Genomic DNA, 22,088 nt, shown 5'->3' with positions numbered 1-22,088 from the left:
TATTGATATTCAATACGCCTTTTTTTATGAGAGAAATTAATTGTTGCCTCTTTTTTTAAATCTAGGATCATTTTTAGAAATAAACGTTGATCTTCGGCTTGGAGTTGGAGCTGCAGCTTTCGGAAGACTCGCTTCTTCAGTTTTACTCGAAGGTTCTATTAATTTATTTAATTCTTTAATTTCAGCATCGGTTAAATCACGGTAGCGCCCAACGGGAACATCCAGTGAGATATTAATGATTCTAATACGTTTTAAGGCCGTAACTTCATAGCCCAGATATTCAGACATTCTTCTAATCTGACGGTTTAATCCCTGCGTTAAAATAATCTTGAAAGTGTATTTGCTGATTTGCTCTACTTTACATTTTTTTGTGACAGTATCTAAAATAGGAACTCCATTACCCATACGCTGAATAAAACGTTCTGTAATAGGTTTGTTAACTGTAACTGTATATTCTTTTTCGTGATTGTTTCTGGCACGCAAAATCTTGTTTACGATATCACCGTCATTAGTCATAAAAATTAATCCTTCACTCGCTTTATCCAGCCTTCCAATTGGGAAAATACGTTTAGGATAATTAATATAATCGACAATATTATTTTTAACCTCTAAGTTTGTAGTACATTCAATTCCTACCGGTTTATTAAAAGCCAGATAAACCAATTTTTCGTGTTTTTCAACGATTAATTTACCGTCAATGCGTATTTCATCATCTGATGAAACTTTAGTTCCCATTTCAGCAGCTGCGCCATTTATTGTTACGCGTCCTTCTTCAATTAATCTATCGGCTTCACGACGAGAACAATAACCCGTTTCACCTATAAATTTATTAAGACGTTTTAAATTTTCTTCCATATTGCAAAAGTAGCTAAAATTTAGACTTCTTAGAATTTTAGATTTCAGACTTTATATTTAAAAGAAACCTTTGCCCCTTTGAGTCTTTGTTTACTTTGTTCCTTCAGAAGAAAAAAGAAACTCAATTACTTTGTCGTACAATTCATCATCATGCATTCCGTGGCCTAAACCGCTGGTTTCAATAAACTGGCTGTTTTTCCAATTACTGGCTATTTTTTTTCCTTCATCAAAAGCAACTATTTTGTCTGAAGTATCATGAGCAATAAAACCAGGGATAGTAAATTGAGATGCAAATTTTTGTCCTGAGAAATCTTCTAGTTTAAAATTAAAACGGTCCAGGAATTTGCTCTCTAAAAGAGAAAACATCTTGGTGTTTAAACTCAGCATTGAAAAATAATTGTCAATCAAAGTTTTTAATTCAGAAGGAGCGCCAAGAATTACCATTTTATTGATGCTCGTATTCGGAAATAAATATTGATGATAAACGCAGGCTGCGCCGCCAATAGAATGTCCAATTATAATTTCCGGCTGATATTTTTCGACTGCTTTATTGATGAATTCAGCGTAAAGAGGAATATTAAATTCTTTTCCGCTGCTTTGTCCGTGTGCTGGAGCATCAAGTGCTATAATTGTACTTCCGGATTTTTGAAGATGAGGCAGTGTTTTTTTCCATCTTGAGGAGTTGCTTTCCCAGCCGTGAACTAATAAAATTTTGGTTTCATTTCCTTTCCAGACATAAGTTTGAAAATGATGTTCATTGTGGTGAAAAATTTCTGTCTCTGTATTTTTTAAAACTTTTGGAAGTTTTTCTTTTTGTAATCTGCCTATTCTCGGCTGGCTGAAAAGTGCATAAGAAAGTTCCATAGCTTTTTGCGGACGAACATAACTCAAAAAATTAATGTAAGATCCAACTGATTTTAATGTGATGAACCGAATTCCTTTTTTAATTCCCAAAACTTAAATTTTTTCTAAAGATAAAAAAAGGTCTGCCACGAATTACACAAATGGGCACGAATTTTTTATTCTCAAACGAATAGATTAAAAAAATAATTTGTGAAAATTCGTGGAATTCGTGGCAAAATAAACGTAAAAAAAAAGTCCCGATTTAATCGGGACTTGATATTTAGAATTTTGAGAACAATTGTTCCATTTTTTCTTTTTCTTCTTCAGCTAATTGTGTGTCAACTAAGATTCTTCCAGAGTGTTCATCAGTAATGATTTTTTTTCTTGAAGCGATTTCAACCTGAGTTTGAGGCGGAATCGTGAAGAAAGATCCTGCAGAAGCTCCTCTTTCGATAGAAACTACAGCTAATCCGTTACGAACACTGCTTCTGATTCTGTTGTAAGCAGCTAATAATCTGTCTTCGATTTGTGCTGAATATTCAGCAGATTTCTCAGTTAAGAAAGTTTCTTCTTTCTGAGTTTCTGCCATGATAGCATCTAATTCAGATTTTTTATGTTTTAAATGAGAGCTTTTAGCATCAAGTTTTTCTTTTAAGTTAGAAATAACTTCTTTTTTATGCTCGATAGAAGCTTTCATTTCTTTGATTTGCTTTTCAGCCAATTGAATTTCTAATTCCTGAAATTCAACTTCTTTTGTCAAAGAATTAAATTCTCTGTTGTTACGTACTGATTCTTGTTGTTTTGTGTACTTTTTGATAACCTCTTTATGCTCCTCAATAGCAATTTTCTTTGCTTTGATTTGCTCCTCAATCACTTCAAGTTCACCTTTCAGTTTTTCTGAACGAGTGCTCAAACCTGCAACTTCATCTTCTAAATCTTCAACCTCTAAAGGAAGTTCTCCTCTAACGTTTCTGATTTCGTCAATTCTAGAGTCAATAAGCTGTAAATCGTATATTGCTCTTAACTTGTCCTCAACACTTAATTCTTTCGTATTCGTCATATTCTATAAGTACTTAACTGGATTTGTATTTTCTTCTGATAAAATGATCGCAAAATTAAGAATTTTTTTTCGAAGATAATCAACAATATAGTTTTTTGTATAGCGTTCACTCTCAAAATGACCAATATCTGCCAAAAGTAACTTATTTTCGGCTTCATAAAACTGATGATACTTTAAATCAGCGGTTAAAAAAGCATCGGCTCCAGCCTGAATTGCATTTTTAATGGCAAAACTTCCAGATCCGCCCAAAACGGCTACTTTCTTTATTTTTTTTCCTGTAAAAGCCGAATGTCGAATACCTCTTGCAATCATAATATCTTTTGCATACAAAAGAAATTCTTTTTCATCCATTTCATTTTCAAGTTCGCCAATCATTCCTAAACCAATATTTTGATGTGCGTTTTGCAAATCGTAGATTTCATAAGCGACTTCTTCATAGATATGATTGGTTAAAAGTGCTTTTAAAACTCTGGATTGTAAATGTTTTTCAAAAATAACTTCGATTTTTATTTCAGTTCCGGTGTGTAATTTTCCTTTTTCGCCGATAACCGGATTGCTTTTTTCGTTTCCTTTAAAAGTAAAAAATCCTTCAGAGTTAAAACTGCAGTTATCATAATTTCCAATTGTTCCTGCGCCGGCTTCAAACATCGCATTGCGGACTTTTTCTGCATTATCAGGTACGGTATAAGTAACTAATTTTTGAATAAACTGCTGTTTTGGAATTAAAATCCTGGTATTGATTAAACCCAATGCATGACTGAAAATTTTATTAACGCCTTGCGAATGGTTGTCTAAAGCAGTATGAACGGCATAAATAGCAATATCATTTTTGATAGCTTTTAAAATGGCGCGTTCAACATAATTTTTGCCTGTAATTTTTTTAATTCCTGAAAATAGAATTGGATGAAAACAAACAACAAGATTACAGTTTTTGGTTTTTGCCTCCTCAATTACATTTTCCAATGCATCATGGCAGACTAAAATTCCGGTACTTTCTGTTTCCGGATTACCAACTAAAAGGCCGACATTATCAAAATCTTCTGCATAGGCCAGAGGCGCCATTTCTTCTAGTACGGTTATTATATCTTTGATTTTCATGTAAATTATTGTTTCAGGTTTCAAGTTTCAGGTTTTTTATGTTGTGTAAATTGAAACTTTAAAACAAATTAACGAAAAAAAAAAGTTTTTTGAGACCTATTTCGATCAAGGGTTTCTTGTTTTGGAATATATACTAATTATTATACATTATTTGTACTATTAATATATATTATTTATACTAAGTATACGATTTTGTATATTTGTAATTCTAAATCATAAGTCATGACTACAATAAAAATTGACGAGAAAACGAAAACAGGAAAAGCATTTATGGCTATGTTTGAGACGTTTTTTAAAGGTGTTGAAGGCATTGAAATAGTTGAGCCAGATTATGGGCAGGTTAATGAGGAGCCAAGTATTTATAGTTCTGAATTTGTTGAGAAAGTTAAAAAAGCAGAAGAAAATATTAAAAACGGTGAAACAACAACGCTAAATCCAGATGATATATGGGGAAGTTTAGGGTTGAAGTAACTAAGGTGGCCAATCAGGACATTGAAAAACACAAAAAATCAGGAAATAAAATTTCTATTAAAAATATTGCTAAAATTTTAATCGATCTTACAGAGAATCCATATGAAGGTTTTGGAAATCCAGAACCATTAAAATATGAATATTCAGGATTATGGTCAAGACGTATTAACCAAAAAGATCGGTTAATTTATCGTGTAGATGACGAAGTTGTAACTGTATTTGTAATTTCTGCAATGGGTCATTATTCAGATAAATAATTCTATGAACTTACTTCGAAAAATACTTTTTCCATTTGCCATTTTATACGGATTGATTACCAGCATCCGTAATTTTCTTTTTGATAAAGGAATCCTGAAATCAACTTCATTCGATTTGCCGGTTATAGCTGTTGGAAATCTGAGTGTAGGCGGAACCGGAAAAACTCCTCAAATAGAATATTTAATTCGGTTATTATCTAACAAATATAGAGCAGCCACTTTGAGCCGCGGTTATAAAAGAAAGTCTGAGGGTTTTGTTCTGGCCGATGAAAATTCTAATGCCGAAATTCTGGGAGATGAACCTTTTCAGTTTTATCAAAAATTTCCAGATGTTCAGGTTGCCGTTGATGCCAATCGTACTAACGGAATCACGCAATTGCTTTCGCAGAATGTAAAACCGCAGGTTATTTTATTAGATGATGCTTATCAGCACCGAAAAGTAAAAGCGGGATTTTATATTTTATTGACTTCTTATGATGATTTGTATGCAGATGATTTTATGCTTCCAACGGGAAATTTAAGAGAAAGCAGGAGCGGAGCAAACAGAGCCAATATTGTTGTGGTTACAAAATGCCCAAAAAATCTATCAGAAGAAAAACAAACCGAAATTCGTTTGAAATTAAAACTAAGCTGCTCTCAGCAGATCTTTTTTACTTATATCGATTACGATGTTGAAATTTATGGTAAAGATGAAAAAATATCGGTTGCAGAAATTAAATCAGAATCGAAATTACTTTTGGCCGGAATTGCAAAACCTAAACCATTTTTTGAGTATTTAAAAAATGAAAATGATGAATGCTTAACCTTTCCTGATCATCATCATTTTTCTGATGCCGACTTAGAATCGATTCGAAACAAAGCAAATGGCAGAAAAATAATTACAACCGAAAAAGATTATGTCCGTTTAAAAGATTCGAAGCTGGTTTCACAATTGTATTATCTGCCCATAAAAAGCACATTTATAAATCACCAGCAAAATTTTGACGTTTCGATTTTACAGTATATAAAAGAAAACTTAGTGCCTTAGCAGCTTTAAAGAATCAATCAAAGAATTTAGCAATTGTACTGTAAAATACATCAGGTACAAAAGGCTTGGTAATAACATCATTCATTCCAAACGATAAAAGCATATCTCTGTTTTCGTCCAGAGAAATAGCTGTTAATGCAATAATTGGAGTAGTTTTATCAAATTCCCTAATTTGCTGAGTAGCTGTAGTTCCGTTTATTCCTGGTAAATGAACATCCATTAAAATCATATCAAAACGTTTTACTTTTAAAAGCTCAACTGCCTCTTCGCCATTGTCCAGGATTTCGCAGGTAATCGCTTTGTTTTCAAGCATTTTTCTTGTTATCATTTGATTGATTTTATTGTCTTCAATCAACAGAATTGATTTATGCTTAAGCTGTTTGTCATTATATGGTTTTTCTTCTGTAACTGCTTCCAATGGTTCGTTATTAATTTTAAAATTTAATTTAAAAGTAAAAGTCGATCCTTTGCCAACTTCACTTTTTAGTTTGATTTCGCCCCCTAAAAGTTCAATTAACTTTTTAACAATCGTAAGCCCTAAGCCCGTTCCGCCATATTTTCTATTGACTTCAATAGAACCTTGCGAGAAGCTTTCAAAAACAGTCTGCAGTTTATCTTCAGGAATACCAATTCCGGTATCTACAATTTCAAAATAAACAGTTGCGTTTTCGTCTTCTTCTGCAAATAATTTTGCAATAACACTAACCTGTCCGTTTTGAGTAAATTTTAGGGCGTTGTTAATTAGGTTTAATATAATTTGGGATAATTTTGTTGGATCACCAATCAAGATGTCAGGAATTGCTTTGTCGATCTCAAGATTGAAGTAGTTTTTATTGGCCGTTGCGAGTTCTTTGAGAGAACTCTGAATATTAAAAAGCAATTCTTTTAAATTGAAACTAATGTTCTCGACTTCAACTTTTGTAGAATCGATTTTGTTGATTTCGAGAATTTCATTGATAAAAGTGGTTAAATAGTTCCCTGAGAATTTTAACGACTCTAAATATTTTAATTGTGCCTTTTTTGGATTGTCTTCCAGAAGTAAATGGGTAATTCCGTTGATCGCATTTAGCGGAGTCCGGAGTTCATGACTTACAGTTGATAAAAATTCAGATCTTGCTTTTGATGCTTTTTCGGCTTTGTTTTTAGCCAGGATAAGCTCTTTGTTTTTTTCTCTTAAAAGCAGATTATTTTGATTACGAATAATATTGTTTTTGTATAAAGCTAAACTTAAGAGCGATAAAATAGAGATTAAGGCAATTGCCAGAATGCTTACTAATTTTGAATACCGATAGGTTTTTAACTGAATTTTTTCTTCGCTTTCCCTTTTAATGGTATTGTTTAGGGTTTGATTTTTTTTGAATTTTTCAAATTCATTAAAATCAATTTTCGCATTTTTTAGTTTTAAGATATAATTCTCTAATTGGTAATGCTCATCTAAATACGAGTAGGCCAGGTCGTAGTTTTTATTTTGCTTATAGTACCGGCTTATTGCTAAGACAATTTTTGATTTTTGAGCCAGATCGTTTGTTTTTTCATTGTAATCTAAAGCTTTATCAAAATAAATCAAGGCAGAATCGTTGCGTTTTAACTGAGTTTCAATTAATCCGAGTTGATAATACGATTTGATTTTTGTTTTTATTACAGATGAATTATCTGGTTTTTTTATTATTTTTTGAAAAGTTTTAAGGGCTAACGGATAGTTTTTATTTGCTTTAAACGCCATTGCTTTCTGAAAGTTCAAAATTTCAGAACTGTCTATTACGCCAAGCTCTTTTAAGAGTTTCTGAGCTTTTAGGTAATAAATATCAGCAGTTTTATAGTTTCCTTGTGCAGTATTTGCTGCGCCAATATAGTGAAGGGCTAAAATTTTAGTGCAGGTTGGTTTTATACTGTCAAAAGAAGCTGCGCTTTTATGAAAGTTTTTTAAAGCTTCATCGTATTTCCGCTGATTGTAATATATTTTGCCAAGCTTAAAAGTCTGATTGCCTAAATCTTCGGGAATGTGGTTTGTTTCGCAAAAATCAATAGATTTTTTTGTTAAAAGAACTGCTTCATTGTATTCTTTACTATTCAGTTTTTTATTTGCCAGTTTGTTATAATAGGAAATACTGTCTGTATTCTGTTTGGTTTGAGAATACAAAAATGGATTTAAAAAACAAACAACAATTAAAAGATAGTAGTACTTCATGTATGGCAGCGCTTTTACAATGAATCTTATGTTTTTCTTATCAGTAAAATCAAATCGATTAATCGTGATGAATAGCCAATTTCGTTATCGTACCAACCTACAACTTTTACCATTTTGTCTATGACAGAAGTAAGCTGTGCGTCGAACAAGCACGAATGTGTATTGCCAATTATATCAACAGAAACGATAGGATCTTCTGTGTAATCTAATATTCCTTTTAAATTTGTTTTTGAGGCTTTTTGAAATGCAATGTTAATTTCTTCAATAGTAACAGCACGTTTAACATTGAACGTGATGTCTGTCAATGAACCATCGGGAACAGGTACACGAATACCGCATCCCCCGATTTTTTCGTGCAATTTAGGAAAAATTTTCGTTAATGCCTTAGCTGCACCTGTTGTTGTAGGAACAATCGACTGACTGGCTCCTCTCGCACGGCGTAAATCCTTATGCGGCTGGTCGTGAAGACTTTGGTCTGTCGTAAAAGAATGTATTGTGGTGATGTAAGCCTGCTCAATTCCGCACAGTTCTTCGATGATTTTTATCATCGGCGCAGCATTATTTGTAGTACAGCTTGCATTAGAAACAATATTTTCTGTTCCGTCTAATATATTTTCGTTTACACCAAGAACAACTGTTTTAATTGTATCAACTTCTGATGGGGCAGAAAGTATCACTTTTTTTGCTCCGGCTTCAATATGGGCATTTAATTCTTCATGTGTTTTGTATTTCCCTGTCGATTCAATTACAAAATCTATCGAATGACTTTTCCAGTCCAGATTTGAAATACTTTTTTCATGAAAAAATAAATAATGTTTTTCGTTTACGATAATTCCTTCTCCGTCAAAACTTACAGGAAAAGGAAGAACTCCATGAATACTGTCGTATTTTATTAAATGCGACATGGTTTTATTATCTGCAATATCATTAATTGCAACAACTTCAATTTCAGGATGATTTATAAGAAGACGAAATAAATTTCTTCCAATTCTTCCAAAACCATTAATAGCAATTCTTGTTTTCAATTTCTTGTTTATTCGTTTAACTGTTTAATCGTTTAATCGGTTTTACAATTAAACGATTAGACGATTAAACTTTATTCTATAAAATGTGTTTTTGTGCTTTGTATGAAGAACGAACAAGAGGGCCGCTTTCTACATGACGGAAACCTAATTCTATACCGTATTTTTCGTATTTAGCAAACAATTCAGGAGTAATGAATTCTTTTACCGGCAAATGTTTTTTAGTTGGCTGTAAGTATTGGCCAATCGTAACAACATCAACATTTGCATCACGTAAATCTCTCATTGTCTGGTACACTTCTTCCTCGGTTTCACCAAGTCCAAGCATAATTCCAGATTTGGTTCTGTTTATTCCTTTTTCTTTCAGGTAGCGTAAAACTTCTAAGCTTCTGTCGTATTTCGCCTGAATACGTACTTCGCGCGTTAAACGACGAACAGTTTCCATATTATGCGAAACTACTTCAGGATTTGCTTCAACAATTCTGTCAATGTTTCTTTCAATTCCCTGAAAGTCCGGAATTAAAGTTTCAAGAGTAGTATTTGGGTTCATTCTGCGGATGGCTTTTACAGTTTCCATCCAAATGATAGAACCGCCATCTTTTAAATCATCTCTGTCAACACTTGTAATTACAGCGTGTTTGATATTCATGATTTTAATAGAACGTGCTACTTTTTCAGGTTCGTCCCAATCTACCGTTTCGGGTCTTCCGGTTTTAACACCGCAAAAACCGCAAGAACGTGTACAAACGTTTCCTAAAATCATAAAAGTTGCCGTTCCCTCACCCCAGCATTCTCCCATATTTGGGCAGCTTCCAGAGGTGCAAATTGTATTTAAACTGTATTTATCAACTAAACCGCGCAGTTCAGTATATTTTTGTCCAATAGGTAATTTTACCTTCAACCATTTTGGTTTTGCAGGTGGTATGTTTTCAATGACTGTTTCCATATATCATAAATCTGAATACAAAGATACGGAATGTAGTTTATTTGGAGATGCTAATTTAGTTTTCGTTTGCTTTTTACACATTCTCATTGCATTTAAAAATAGTAAGTTCAAATATTAATTATTTGTATTTATAGAGTTTTTATGGTTTATTTTTTTATTCTTCTTTAATATTTTGATGTTTTAGTCTGATTTTTAAAATTTTAAATCCTGTCTTATTCTATTATAAATTTGACGTTTTTGGGTCATGTGAAATTTATGCTGTAGTAATTTTGTTGTTAATTTAAAGTTTAATAACATGAAAAAAAGATTTACTGTATTAGGAATTTTATTGGCAGCTTTTAGTTTTACTCAAATGAATGCACAAATACTTTCAGACAAAGCTATGGGAGCTTTGAGTAAAGGGGTGTCAGGATTTACTTTTAGCGACGCAGATGCTGCCGCTTTAGCTAAAGAATCAATTGCTGAAATGGATGCAAATAATCCTGTTGCAGGACCTGAGGACGGCTATTCAATTCGATTGAATCGTGTATTTGGAAAACATATTTCAAGTGAGGGAGTTACTTTAAACTATAAAGTTTATTTAGTAAAAGATATTAATGCTTTTGCCTGCGCAGATGGAAGTGTGCGTGTATTTGCCGGTTTAATGGATATAATGGATGATAATGAACTGCTTGCCGTTATTGGACATGAAATTGGCCACGTAGTAAATCATGATTCAAGAGACGCTGTAAAAGCGGCTTATAAAAAAGAAGCTTTACTAGATGCAGCTTCATCGCAGTCAGGAAAAATTGAGACTATGACAAAATCTCAATTGGGACAAATAGGAAGCGCAATGATTGACAGCAAACACAGCAGAAAGCAGGAATCTGAAGCTGATTCATTTTCGTATGATTTCATGAAAAGAAATGGTTATGATGTAAATGCTGTAGAAGCAGCGTTTAGAATTCTTCAAAATTTAAGTGAAGGAGCAGAGGCTTCTTTTATGACCAAAATGATGAGTTCACACCCTGATTCTGGAAAAAGAGCAGATGATGCTAAGAAAAAAGCAACAAAAGATGGTTTGTATAAAGCTTATGTACAGCAGAAAATTGATAATACTGCACCCGTAAAAGCAAAAACACCAGCCAAAACTACTGCTAAAAAGACAACTGCAAAAAAGAAATAATTTTTCTATAAAACCTAAAAACGGCAAATTCCCTAAGAACTTGCCGTTTTTTTTGCTTCAAGGTTACAGCTATCAATAATAGCAGCAAATAGTTATAAGCTCATTTAAAATTTATACCTTTAATTTGTTGAAAAAACAAGTTCTGAGTGAAATGAAATAGCATTTTGTTATGCTACATTTGTTGTTAAATTGTAATTATAAAAAACATGAAAAAGAAAATTATAATAGCAGGATTCTTATTTGCAGCATTTGGTTTTACAAATATGAATGCGCAGATTAATTTAGGTGATAAAGCAATTGGAGCCCTTCAAAAAGGTGTTGCCAGTTTTACGCTGAGTAATGCAGATGCTGCCGCTTTGTCTAAAGAAGCAGTTCGCAAATTAGATTCGACTAATGAAGTAGCAGGACCAAATGACGGTTATACTTTAAGATTAAACCGTGTTTTTGGAAAGCACACTGCCGGTGAAGGTTTTACCTTAAACTATAAAGTTTACAAATTAAAAGAAGTAAATGCTTTTGCAACTGCTGACGGAAGTGTACGTGTATATTCAGGTTTAATGGATATTATGGATGATAATGAATTGCTTGCAGTAATTGGTCATGAAATTGGTCACGTTGCTAATAACGATTCAAGAGACGCCATGCGTGCCGCTTATCAAAAAGAAGCTTTAATTGATGGCGTTTCTTCGCAGTCAACAAAGGTTTCAGCAGTAACAGACAGTCAGTTAGGAAAAATAGGAAGTGCTTTAATCGATAGTAAACACAGCCGTAAACAAGAAACTGAGGCAGATTTATACTCGTACAATTTCTTGAAGAAAAATGGTTATAACGTAAATGCAGAAGAATCTGCTTTTAGAATTTTGGCAAAAATGAGTGAAGGAGCTGAGGCTTCATTTATTGATCAAATGATGAGCTCTCACCCAGATTCTAAGAAAAGAGCTGATGATGCTAAAGCAAGAGCTGAAAAAGACGGTGTTTACAAACCATACGTACAGCAAAAAATAGACAATACAGTTCCGAAAGCAGCGACTGTGAAAAAAACAACTACTACAAAGAAAACTACAACGAAGAAAAAATAGTTTTTAAGAAAATAAAAAACGGCAGATTTAAATCTGCCGTTTTTTTATGCTTCAAATTAACCTAAAACATGATGTGCCAAAACTTTTTGAACATCATACACATTTACTGATTTATTAAATTGTTTTACAATGCTTGGGTTTAATTCGCTCGAAACCCAGATTTTTAATTCAGCATCAAGATCAAAAGTTCCTGCTGTTTCTATGCTGAATCGGGTAATGCTTTTGTAAGCAATAGATTTGTATTCGGTTTTGCTTCCTGTTAATCCTTGTACATCAACCAGGATTAATCTTTTGTTGGTAAAAATAAAAGTGTCACGGATTAGTTTAAAACCCATTTCAATTTCCTCGTTATCTGTTAAAAGCTGACCGTATTTCTTTAGTAAATCTTCCTGGCTTACAGTTCCTGCGTTGCCCATAAGAGCTGAAAATATTCCCATTTTATTTGTTTTAATTTTGATTAATTTTTTTAGTGTCTTGTAAAAGTAAATAAAATAGAGAATAAAAAATTGTTTCTAACCATTAAGAGATTAAGAAAATTAAGGTTTAATAAGTGCTTAATTTTTTTAATCTCTTATGGCGGATTTTTATATAAAAAAAGCAGAACCGAAGTTCTGCTCTTGTATTTTTATTCTGGTTGTGTTTGTATTGTTATTGGAAGATTGTAGGCAGTTCTAACTGCTTTTCCGTCAATCATTCCCGGAGCCCATTTTGTTTTTAATGATTTTAAAACTCTAACAGCTTCTTTTCCTAATCCATAACCCGGATCGTTTTTAACTAAAATATCAGTCATTGAACCGTCTCTTTCGATTACAAAAGAAACGTAAACACGTAAAGTTCTTTCTTCATCCAATTCTGGTCGGGTAAAATTTTTGCCTACATAAGTGTAGAAATTTTTTATCCCGCCCGGAAACTCTGGCATTTTGTCTAATGCAGCAGGCGTATAAGGTCCTTGAACTACAGGTGTGTCAATTTCACCAGTTCCTGGGCCTCCAGTTGTCGGCATTGTATTAACGCCTGTTCCAGGTCCGGCAGTAGTGTTGTCTACAACAGGAGTGTTTTCTCTGTTTGTTGCAATTTCTGTAACTGCTTGATCAGCATGAGTAATAACAGGATTTGTTAATTGAGATGAAGTAACAGGAGCTTGTGATGCAGGCTCTTGTTTTTCTACAGGAGGTGCAATGTACTCTTCAACTTTGGGTTTCACAATGTCGTTAAGATCAGTTACTACTAAAGGCTTGTAAATTACCGGTTCTGTATCAACAGCATTATCAATACTAAATTTATTAACCAGCATCGATACACTTCCCACGGCTGTTAGTAATAACAAGGCCATAAACAACGCATTGACAGTTGTTTTAGAATTTTCTTGGCGTAATTGATACGCTCCGTACTCTTTGTTTTTGTTTTCGAAAACAAGATCGGTCCACTTGCTTTCATAGATGCTTAATTTAGACATGATTTTTGGATTTTAAGGTTAAGTAACTTTAAATCATACGCGTAAAGGAGTTGGGTTTTAGCAAACAACGTAGAAGTTGTTGTTTTAGTGTGTGAATAGATAGTTTTTTAAGAAAAAATGCGATTATAATTTAATCTTTTCTTAAAGATAATAAATTATCTATTACGATTGATGATTTCTGCTAACAATTTTTTAGCGCGTAGTATTTTTACTTTAACATTACTTAAAGGTTCGTCAATCTTGTCAGCAATTTCCTGATAAGACAATTCCTGAAAGTAGCGAAGCTGGATTACTTCCTGATAATGGGGCTTTAATTCTTTAATGCATAAAAGCAAACGAGATAGATTTTGCTCTTTAATTAATGCATCTTCTGCAGATGGAGTAGTGTCGGCAATATTATATGCCTGCTGGTCTTCTGTATCAGTGATTTCGATAAAAAGGCTGGTTTTCTTTTTACGCAGTAAATCAATATATACATTTTTTGCGATGGCAATAAGCCAGGTATTAAACTGAAATTCGGGATTGTACGAAGCTATTTTGTCAAAAGCCTTAGAAAAAGTTTCTATCGTAACGTCTTCAGCAGTGGTTTCATTTTCTGTACGTTTAAGCATAAAGCTGTAAACTTCATTCCAGAAATAATCTAATAAAAAAGTAAAGGCGACCTGGTCACCTTTTTTTGCTTTTTCTATTTTAGAATTTATTTCCAATATACAGGTTTTGAAAAAATATTAGTTATAAAGATATTAATTTGCGTTAATATAAGCGCTATCTCTACAATAGGAAACCAGATTTTAATATCTTTTTCCTTTAATTTTCCGGCAGAAAATCCAATTACAGTCCAAACTACTGTGTATCTCGTTGCCAAAATAGCCACAACAGCAATCCATTGAAATTGAAAAGCCAGTAAAACAATAACTGATAAAAAGAAAAATAATTGTGAACAGAAGAAAAGTCCTAATTGAAATTTATCAAAAAACTTATAATGTTCTGCTGTAGAAATATGTCTTCTTTTTTGAGTAAACCAATCTTTAAAAGATTCTTTTGGATTTGAATATGTAAAACTTTCCGGATTATACGATATCGTAGTGTTTGATTTATTAGCTGCCTGATTTATAAATAAATCATCATCGCCTGAACGAACCTGAATATGATCGATAAAACCATTTACATTAAAAAACTCTTCTTTTTTATAGGCTAAATTACGTCCCACTCCCATGTACGGAAGTCCTGCTTTTGCCCATGAAAAATATTGAACTGCTGTTAAAACAGTTTCAAAACGAATTATTTTGTTTAAAAAAGAACGCTCTCTTTTTTCGTAACCTCCATATCCTAAAACAATAGTTTTACTTTCTGTAAATTGAGAAGTCATAGAAGTAATCCAGTCTTTTGATGTTGGATAACAATCAGCATCTGTAAATAAAAGGTATTCTTTTTTGGCAGCCTTAATTCCCAGTGTCAATGCGTATTTTTTATTTCCCCAAAAGGCTTCGTTGTTTTCAACTTTAACCAGACGAATGTTTGGGTATTTTTGCTCAAACTCTTCAAAAACTTCCAAAGTTTCGTCGCTTGAAGCATCGTCAATTAAAACAATTTCAAAATCAGGATAATTTTGTTCGGCTAATAACGGAACAAATTTCTTTACATTTTCTTCTTCATTTTTTGCGCAGACAATTACAGAAACCGGAATGTTTTTTGGTGTAACTTCTTGAGGTTTAGCAAAAGCAAACTTTCCAAAAATTCCTAAATAGTAGAAAAGTTGAATAAAAACAACAGCAATAAAGAAGTAAAATAAAGTTATAAGCATATAGTTTTAATGTCTGTTAGTACTTGAATTTTTGCGAGAACAAATGTAGTTATGAATTCCTAATTTTCAATGTTTAATGCCAATTTACTTTCGGCATTTTGACATTTCTTTTGCAACAGCAATAGACTGAGGGTTTTCGGTTTTCTCTAATTCTGAAATTATGTTTTTATAATTATGATCGTCGCGGTTTTGAGAAAGTTTTTTAGTGGCCTGAATCTCATCAATTTCAATTTCAAGACCAAAAATTCCTCTAGCTTCGCGCATTGTTTTATCTGATAAATTTTCAACACGAACCGGATTTGCAGAATTTGCTTCGTATTTGTCAACTAATTTTTTGAGCTGGTCTACAGAGGTATCGTAATCAACTATTTTGATTCTTCCGTAAACATGTACGGCTATGTAATTCCAGGTAGGCACATTTTCATGGTCGTACCAGGAGGACGAAATGTAACTATGCGGACCGGAAAAAACGGCTAAAACCTGATCGTTTGCTGCAAAACCTTCAGCCTGCGGATTGAGTTTAGAGATATGACCTTCCAGAATTTCTTTTCCCTCAGCATTAATTCCTAATTCCATTGGAATATGCGTGGCGTATAATTTCCCGTTGGTTTGATTAATCAGGATTCCAAAACTATTTTCTTTTAAAAATGTTCTGATTTCTTCCTGATTTTCATTTTTGTATAAATCTGGTGTGTACATTTTCTTGTTTTTATATCAAAGACTTCCCAAAACAAATTGCCTCTGGTCTGTCAATATATTTTCCATAATTTGGAATTATATTGTATTGTTGTTTTTTGTAAAATTCTACGGCTTCGACATTTTTTACTCTGGTTTCTAAAACTAATTCGGTAAAGCCAATTTTCTTTGCTTCTTTTTCCAGAAATGCCAGAATAGTCTGCCCGATTTTCTTTCCCCGAAACTTTGAATACATTCGTTTTACCTCGCCAATATTTCCTTCAATTGGTCTTATTGCACCGCATCCTATAATTTCATTGTTTAATTCTGCTGCGACAAATACAAATTTTGCATTATTGTTCTGCCAGTCTGTAAACGAATTTCTGCCGTCACTTCCAAAACGAAGATAGAGATTTGCAGACAATTCTTCGAGAATTGGAGCTGCTTTTTCATCATCCGGGTTTATTATTTTTATGGAAATGTCTTCTGTCATTATGCAGAATAAAAAATGATAAATTATTAAAAGATATTTTTAAATTACATTCACTTCGGCTTCAATCTTAATTCCGAAGGTTTCAAAAACAGTTTTTTGAACTTCTTTTGAAACATTCAATATTTCCTGACCTGTAGCATTTCCATAATTAACCAAAACCAAAGCCTGGTTTTTATGAACTCCGGCATCGCCAAAACGTTTTCCTTTAAAACCAGCTTGCTCGATAAGCCATCCAGCAGGAACTTTTACTTCGGTTTCTGAAACTTCGTAAAATTTCATTTCAGGGAATTTTTTGTGGATTTGCTCGAAATCAGATTTCAATAAAATTGGGTTTTTAAAGAAACTGCCGCTGTTTCCCAGTTCTTTCGGATCCGGAAGTTTACTTTGTCTAATCGCAATTACAGCATTGCTTACATCTTTTAGAGTTGGTTCTGAAATGTTGTTTTTAGCTAACTCAGCCAAAATATCGCCATACGATGTATTAATTTTATGATTGCGTTTTGTCAATTTATAAATAACCGAAGTGATAATAAACTGATCTTTTACTTCATTTTTAAAAATGCTTTCGCGATATCCAAAATTACATTCAGCATTAGTGAAAGTTTTAGTTTCCTGAGTTTCGATGTTTATGGCGTTGCAGGAAACGAAAGTGTCTTTAATTTCAGTTCCATAAGCGCCAATGTTCTGAACAGGTGTTGTGCCTACATTTCCGGGAATTAGAGACATATTTTCTAATCCGCCAAAATTATTATCGATTGTCCAAAGAACGAAATCATGCCACGTTTCGCCTGCCTGACTTTCTACCCAGACAAAATCATCGTCTTCTTTAATTATTTCTTTGCCTTTTAAATCAATATGAATAACCAATGCGTCTATATCTTTGGTCAAAAGCATATTGCTTCCGCCGCCAAGAATGAACTTTTTTTCGTTTTTATTTTCTTTTAAAATGGTTTTCAATTCTTCAACAGAATGTACTGCTATGAATTGTTTGGCTTTGGCTTCGATACCAAAAGTGTTGTAATTTTTTAAAGAAAAATTGGATTGGATTTCCATATATAAAAGCTTTTTAATCTGGGTTCAAAAGTAAGGATTATAATTTTTGGTTTTACCGCAAAGACATAAAGTTTGCAAAGTCAGCTAAGTTTTTCTGCTGCAGATTAGCACAGCTTAAAAAAAAATGTTGAAATGGGTTAAATCCTAATCTTCGACCGGGTTTTTAGAATCTTTATTTTACAGCTTCAATAAATTGCTGCATTTCTTTCATAGTACCAATTGTAATTCTGGTCCATTTTCCGTTTTCTTCGTAGATTTTAGTTCCCTGTATGTTGTTATTCTCTAATTGTTTAAAGTAATCTTTTTTGTAGTTGTCTAGAGAAAAATAGATAAAATTGGCTTGAGAAGGAATGCAGGTTAAATTTAGTTTGGTAAGCTGCTCGATAGTATATTTTTTGACTTCCTCATTTGCAGTTTGCACTTGCTGAATAAATTTATCGTCATTTAATGAGGCTAGAGCAGCGGCTGTTGATACTGAACTGACAGATAAATTAGGAGACGATTTTAAAGCGCTGAGTTCGTCAATTGTTGATGCAGCAGCAATGGCATAACCAATTCGCGCGCCGGCTAAACCGTACATTTTTGAAAAAGTTTTAGTGATAATTAAATTTTGGTTTTCTATTACAAGACCGCTCAGAGATTTTTCTTTCGTGAAATCAAGATAAGCTTCGTCAACAAAAACAATTATATTTTTAGGTACTTCTTTTACAAAAGCAACCAGTTGCTCGTAATTACAGATTGTGCCCGTTGGATTATTAGGATTGCAGATGTAAATCATTTTTGTATCTGAATCAATTGCTTTTAACATTGCTGTTAAATCATGTTTTTTATCTGCGGTTAACGGAACCGTAATTTTTTTGAGTCCTAATTTCTCAAAAGGAAATGTCCAATAGTTAAAGGTTGTTTCGACAAGTATAAAATTTCCCTTTTTTAAAGCGGTATATTGAAGAACTAAATCTAAGATTTCTGTTGAACCGGCACCTAATAGTATATTGTTGTCTGAAACACTGTTCTTTTTTGCAATAAGAGATATCAATTCTCCTGAAAGATCCCAGCCGTATCGATTACTGCTGTTGACGCTTTTTTGCATGGCAGTGCGGGCGAGTGGAGAAGGACCATACGGATTTTCATTTGATCGTAATAATATGGGAGATTTATTTAAATCTAAAGAAACATAGTTTTCTGCTGACGGATTTGCAAATGTTTCAAATTGAGTAAAGCTTAATCCGATTGCGCCTAAACCTATTTGTTTTAACCAGTTTCTTCTATTGCTCATATTATTTAAGAATTAAATTAGATAATTCATTTTTAATAATATGTCGTTGAGATTGAAAAAAAGTTACGATGGTTTTTTTACCGCAGATTTGCAAAGATTAGAACGATTGGTTAAAAACTGTTTAATCTAATAATCTGTGGCTGAATTTTAGGTTAGTTATTTCGAGAATCCAACAACTCATGATATCGATCAGCAATAACCTTCATATTAGTATCATAATTCGCATTTTTCTCAACAAACTTTCTATTTCTTAAAATAGCCTGATTTCTGGACTCAGCATTTTCAAATGACCAGATCAATTCATTGGCGAGCATTTCGATATTGTCAATTTCAATTAATTGTCCGTTTTCACGATGTGTAATCCAGCTCTGGTTTCCGGGAATATCAGAAACAACAGGGTAACAATTACAAGCCATTGCTTCAAATAATGATGCCGAAACGCCTTCGGTAATTGGCATGCTGATATAGATATTGGATTGCTGTAATAGTTTTGGAAGTTCTGTATTTGGGATTCTTCCTGTAAAGGTTACTTTGTTATCGATTTGCAGTTCTTTGGCTAAATCTTTTAAATACTGCAATCTGGTTCCATCTCCAACAATTGTAAGCGAAAAATCGATTCCTTTTTGATGTAAAATTCCGAAAGCTTTTAAAATAGAATCATGGCGGTATTCCGGCTGTAAAGAACGTGTTACAATCGCTTCAATTTTATTTGAATTGTTGGTTGAAGGAGTAAAAAGCGACAAATCAATTCCTTTTGGAACGACCAAAACCTTACTCATATCAACGCCGATTGCTTTCATATGAATTGTCATAACTGGCCCCCACGCATGAATTAAATGTGCTTTTTTGAAAGCATATTTCTGAATGAATTTCTTAAAAGGGTATAAAACAGAACCTTCCGGCCATAAATCAGTTCGGCCTTGCTGTGCAATGGCAATAGTTTTAGAACCGGATAAAGCAGCAAGAAAGCCGTAACTTGTAGTTCTTTCTGCAATAACCATATCTGGTTTTTGGTTTCTAATAATTTTTCTAATAGAAACAGGAGAGAAGAAATATTCTAAAATACGTTTGAATCTGTTAAGTTTTGAATTGTTTGGCGTTTGAAGTTCCCAGGTGATAATTTCAAAATCGCCAAATTCTTTCAAACCTTTCATCCAGGTTATAGCGTCAGCGCGGTAAGATTCTCCAAGAAAAAGTATTTTTCTTTTCATTTAAGTATTGTTTTTTGCCACAGATTAAAAAGATTAAAAGGATTTTGCTGCTGCAAAAATTAATCTGAGAGGATCCGTTAAATCTGTGGCAAATAAAACTAAAATTCCTCAGTTTCTAAAGCGCGGTTTATAAATTCGTTTAAAGGTTTTAGAGCAATCAGTTTTTTACTCACTTTAGAAACGAAGTCTTTCTGAGTAACTTCGGAAATATCATATTTTTGAGTAGCTGTAAAACTCTTCAATTTTAAAAACTCAATTGCCGGATGATCTTTTTCGTAACCGCGAGGCATGCTTTTTAGTGAGTTGTTTTCGTTGATATCTAAACTTCCAAATTCTTTTTTAAAGTTTTTGTCGTTTAATATTTCTTGCAGATCATCGTAGAAAAAAGCAATTTCTTTGCGGACTTTTTTTAAATCTTCAGGGTCAGGAGAGTAAAATCCGCCGGCGATAAAACTGGCGCCTTTTTCAATGTGAACATAATATCCTGCACGATTTGCGCCTTTTGCACCAGTTGACATCCAAACGCCCAAATGTGCTTTATAGGGAGATTTGTCTTTTGAAAATCGAATATCACGATTAATTCTAAAAGTACAATTTTTAACTTCCAGCAATTCTAATGAAGGATCAAGAGGTTTCATAGCATCCAGAAAATCACTTACCAATTGATGGTAATCTTTTTTGAAGACTTCATAACGTTTTTTGTTATCCTGAAACCAGTCTCTATTATTGTTCTTTTTTAAATCGTCTAAAAATTGCAATGATTCTTTCGTTAACATATTCTGTGTTTTTTGATTGCAGTTACTTTTTTTTTAATTCGTTTTTTTAGTTTGCCACGAATTACACGAATTTACACTAATTTATTTTCTTATTTTGCCACAGATTAAAAGATTTACACAGATTGAATCATTTTAATCCTTGCAATCTGTGGCAAAAATAATTCGCGTAAATTCGTGTAATTCGTGGCAAAAAAAACTTTATAAATTGAATATCTTATACGTTTGGTGTGTCGATTTTACAATCGCTTCGGTTCGTTCCGGATGTGTGTCTGAAATAAAAAGCTGTCCAAAAGTTTCGCTGTTCACCATTTCAACAATTTTAGCAACGCGGGTTTCATCCAGTTTGTCAAAAATATCATCAAATAATAAAATGGGTTTTACGCCGCTTTGTTTTTTCAAAAATTCAAACTGAGCCAGTTTCAAGGCAATCAAAAACGATTTTTGCTGTCCCTGCGATCCGAATTTTTTTATAGGATGCGAATCAATTTCAAAAGACAAATCATCTTTATGGATTCCTGAACTTGTGTAATGCAGCGCTCTGTCCTTATTTATGTTTTCCTGTAAAAGCGTTAATAAATCTTTTTCAAACAAATGACTTTCGTAAACCAATTGCACCGATTCTTCTGAACCTGTTATGGCCTGATGGTGTACATTAAATATAGGTATGAATTCTTCGAGAAACTCTTTTCTTTTTTCAAAAATCGATTTTCCAAATTCATTTAACTGCTCATTGTATATAGATAAGGTGTCGTTGTCGAAAGTATGGTTGAGTGCAAAATATTTTAAAAGAGCATTTCGCTGTACAATTACTTTTTGATATTGAATAAGCTGATGGAGATATGTCGAGTCTAACTGCGATATAACACTGTCCATAAATTTACGGCGTGTTTCGCTTCCTTCTACAATTAAATCGCGGTCTGCCGGAGAAATAATTACAAGCGGAATGAACCCGATATGATCAGAAAATTTATCGTATGCTTTTCCGTTTCTCTTTAAAGCCTTCTTTTGTCCTTTTTTTAAACTGCAGACAATTTGCTCTGTTCTGTCATTTTTTTCTAATTCAGCATCAATTACAAAAAACTCTTCTCCGTGTTTGATGTTTTGCACGGCAAGCGGATTAAAATAACTTTTTCCGTAAGCTAAATGATAAATAGCATCGAGAACATTGGTTTTTCCAATTCCGTTTTTGCCTACAAAGCAGTTGATTTTGATGTCGAAATCAAAACTGGCTTCAGAGAAATTTTTATAATTGAATAAAGAAAGTTTGTTTAAATGCATTTTGAGACTCTAAAAAGAAAATTTACTGTTTTATACCAGTAAAATTAAGGATGTA

General features: G+C 33.1%; 23 protein-coding genes. 5 read left to right on the top strand and 18 right to left on the bottom strand.

The annotated features are described in order from the left end of the window. Window positions 1–36: 36 nt before the first annotated feature. The 4 genes from rluF to ACTJIW_RS01070 form a co-directional block, all read right to left on the bottom strand. Window positions 37–855 carry a 23S rRNA pseudouridine(2604) synthase RluF gene (gene rluF, locus ACTJIW_RS01085; protein WP_121360194.1) on the bottom strand — a complete coding sequence of 273 codons (819 nt, stop codon included), beginning with the start codon at window positions 853–855 and terminating at the stop codon, window positions 37–39. Between the two features lie 90 nt (window positions 856–945). After that, window positions 946–1,809, bottom strand: a complete 864-nt coding sequence (locus tag ACTJIW_RS01080) for an alpha/beta fold hydrolase (protein WP_121360195.1) — start codon at window positions 1,807–1,809, stop codon at window positions 946–948. Window positions 1,810–1,978: 169 nt separating this feature from the next. After that, window positions 1,979–2,758 (bottom strand): zinc ribbon domain-containing protein, encoded by a 780-nt coding sequence (locus ACTJIW_RS01075; RefSeq protein WP_012022342.1) that lies wholly within the window; start codon window positions 2,756–2,758, stop codon window positions 1,979–1,981. 3 nt (window positions 2,759–2,761) lie between these two features. Next, window positions 2,762–3,856: a Nif3-like dinuclear metal center hexameric protein gene (locus tag ACTJIW_RS01070; protein WP_073408956.1), complete on the bottom strand. Its 1,095-nt coding sequence runs from the start codon at window positions 3,854–3,856 to the stop codon at window positions 2,762–2,764. 222 nt (window positions 3,857–4,078) lie between these two features. On the opposite strand from ACTJIW_RS01070, the gene ACTJIW_RS01065 reads away from it, so the two are divergent. The 3 genes from ACTJIW_RS01065 to lpxK are packed head-to-tail and all read left to right on the top strand — an operon-like array spanning window position 4,079 to window position 5,611. After that, on the top strand, window positions 4,079–4,327 hold the full coding sequence (locus ACTJIW_RS01065) for a DUF2683 family protein (RefSeq protein WP_012022340.1): 249 nt from the start codon (window positions 4,079–4,081) through the stop codon (window positions 4,325–4,327). Further along, window positions 4,303–4,584: a Txe/YoeB family addiction module toxin gene (locus ACTJIW_RS01060; protein ID WP_012022339.1), complete on the top strand. Its 282-nt coding sequence runs from the start codon at window positions 4,303–4,305 to the stop codon at window positions 4,582–4,584. The genes ACTJIW_RS01065 and ACTJIW_RS01060 overlap by 25 nt, the downstream gene beginning before the upstream one ends. A 4-nt stretch (window positions 4,585–4,588) precedes the next feature. Further along, window positions 4,589–5,611, top strand: a complete 1,023-nt coding sequence (gene lpxK / locus ACTJIW_RS01055; RefSeq protein WP_121360197.1) for a tetraacyldisaccharide 4'-kinase — start codon at window positions 4,589–4,591, stop codon at window positions 5,609–5,611. A gap of 13 nt (window positions 5,612–5,624) precedes the next feature. Here the strand turns inward: lpxK and ACTJIW_RS01050 are convergent, their stop codons facing one another. The 3 genes from ACTJIW_RS01050 to lipA form a co-directional block, all read right to left on the bottom strand. Beyond that, the gene (locus ACTJIW_RS01050; RefSeq protein WP_121360198.1) at window positions 5,625–7,799 is read right to left on the bottom strand and encodes an ATP-binding protein; all 2,175 of its coding nucleotides are present in this window, start codon (window positions 7,797–7,799) and stop codon (window positions 5,625–5,627) included. 26 nt (window positions 7,800–7,825) lie between these two features. Further along, a complete protein-coding gene (gap, locus tag ACTJIW_RS01045; protein ID WP_440715352.1) occupies window positions 7,826–8,824 on the bottom strand; it encodes a type I glyceraldehyde-3-phosphate dehydrogenase in 999 nt (332 codons plus the stop codon). Between the two features lie 76 nt (window positions 8,825–8,900). Beyond that, entirely contained in the window at window positions 8,901–9,767 is an 867-nt protein-coding gene (gene lipA / locus ACTJIW_RS01040; RefSeq protein ID WP_345146528.1) for a lipoyl synthase, read from the bottom strand. Between the two features lie 295 nt (window positions 9,768–10,062). Between lipA and ACTJIW_RS01035 the strand changes: the two genes are divergently transcribed. Then, entirely contained in the window at window positions 10,063–10,932 is an 870-nt protein-coding gene (locus ACTJIW_RS01035) for a M48 family metalloprotease (protein WP_012022334.1), read from the top strand. Window positions 10,933–11,138: 206 nt separating this feature from the next. Beyond that, window positions 11,139–12,011, top strand: coding sequence for a M48 family metalloprotease (locus ACTJIW_RS01030; RefSeq protein WP_440715353.1), 873 nt, complete (start codon window positions 11,139–11,141; stop codon window positions 12,009–12,011). Window positions 12,012–12,067: 56 nt separating this feature from the next. Here the strand turns inward: ACTJIW_RS01030 and ACTJIW_RS01025 are convergent, their stop codons facing one another. From ACTJIW_RS01025 to recF, 11 genes are all read right to left on the bottom strand, one after another. Beyond that, a complete protein-coding gene (locus ACTJIW_RS01025) occupies window positions 12,068–12,448 on the bottom strand; it encodes a PH domain-containing protein (RefSeq protein ID WP_440715354.1) in 381 nt (126 codons plus the stop codon). Window positions 12,449–12,636: 188 nt separating this feature from the next. Next, window positions 12,637–13,467 carry an energy transducer TonB gene (locus tag ACTJIW_RS01020; RefSeq protein WP_440715355.1) on the bottom strand — a complete coding sequence of 277 codons (831 nt, stop codon included), beginning with the start codon at window positions 13,465–13,467 and terminating at the stop codon, window positions 12,637–12,639. Window positions 13,468–13,622: 155 nt separating this feature from the next. After that, window positions 13,623–14,174 (bottom strand): RNA polymerase sigma factor, encoded by a 552-nt coding sequence (locus ACTJIW_RS01015; protein ID WP_012022330.1) that lies wholly within the window; start codon window positions 14,172–14,174, stop codon window positions 13,623–13,625. Next, window positions 14,165–15,271 (bottom strand): glycosyltransferase, encoded by a 1,107-nt coding sequence (locus tag ACTJIW_RS01010; protein WP_012022329.1) that lies wholly within the window; start codon window positions 15,269–15,271, stop codon window positions 14,165–14,167. Before ACTJIW_RS01010 ends, ACTJIW_RS01015 begins: the two co-directional genes overlap by 10 nt. A gap of 84 nt (window positions 15,272–15,355) precedes the next feature. Beyond that, window positions 15,356–15,970, bottom strand: a complete 615-nt coding sequence (locus ACTJIW_RS01005) for an FMN-binding negative transcriptional regulator (RefSeq protein ID WP_012022328.1) — start codon at window positions 15,968–15,970, stop codon at window positions 15,356–15,358. Window positions 15,971–15,980: 10 nt separating this feature from the next. Beyond that, window positions 15,981–16,439 (bottom strand): GNAT family N-acetyltransferase, encoded by a 459-nt coding sequence (locus ACTJIW_RS01000; RefSeq protein WP_440715356.1) that lies wholly within the window; start codon window positions 16,437–16,439, stop codon window positions 15,981–15,983. A gap of 39 nt (window positions 16,440–16,478) precedes the next feature. Then, window positions 16,479–17,492, bottom strand: coding sequence for a UDP-N-acetylmuramate dehydrogenase (gene murB, locus ACTJIW_RS00995; protein ID WP_012022326.1), 1,014 nt, complete (start codon window positions 17,490–17,492; stop codon window positions 16,479–16,481). Window positions 17,493–17,664: 172 nt separating this feature from the next. Beyond that, window positions 17,665–18,768 (bottom strand): pyridoxal phosphate-dependent aminotransferase, encoded by a 1,104-nt coding sequence (locus ACTJIW_RS00990; RefSeq protein ID WP_440715357.1) that lies wholly within the window; start codon window positions 18,766–18,768, stop codon window positions 17,665–17,667. 152 nt (window positions 18,769–18,920) lie between these two features. Beyond that, complete coding sequence (locus tag ACTJIW_RS00985; RefSeq protein WP_440715358.1) at window positions 18,921–19,979, bottom strand: glycosyltransferase; 1,059 nt, start codon at window positions 19,977–19,979, stop codon at window positions 18,921–18,923. 98 nt (window positions 19,980–20,077) lie between these two features. Further along, the gene (locus ACTJIW_RS00980) at window positions 20,078–20,755 is read right to left on the bottom strand and encodes a DUF2461 domain-containing protein (protein WP_440715359.1); all 678 of its coding nucleotides are present in this window, start codon (window positions 20,753–20,755) and stop codon (window positions 20,078–20,080) included. 198 nt (window positions 20,756–20,953) lie between these two features. Continuing rightward, on the bottom strand, window positions 20,954–22,033 hold the full coding sequence (recF, locus tag ACTJIW_RS00975; protein WP_440715360.1) for a DNA replication/repair protein RecF: 1,080 nt from the start codon (window positions 22,031–22,033) through the stop codon (window positions 20,954–20,956). Window positions 22,034–22,088: the final 55 nt, after the last annotated feature.

The organism is Flavobacterium sp. 22659, from assembly GCF_052044235.1.
In the GTDB taxonomy this organism is placed as follows: domain Bacteria; phylum Bacteroidota; class Bacteroidia; order Flavobacteriales; family Flavobacteriaceae; genus Flavobacterium; species Flavobacterium johnsoniae.
This window is presented reverse-complemented; position numbering and strand designations above follow the sequence as displayed.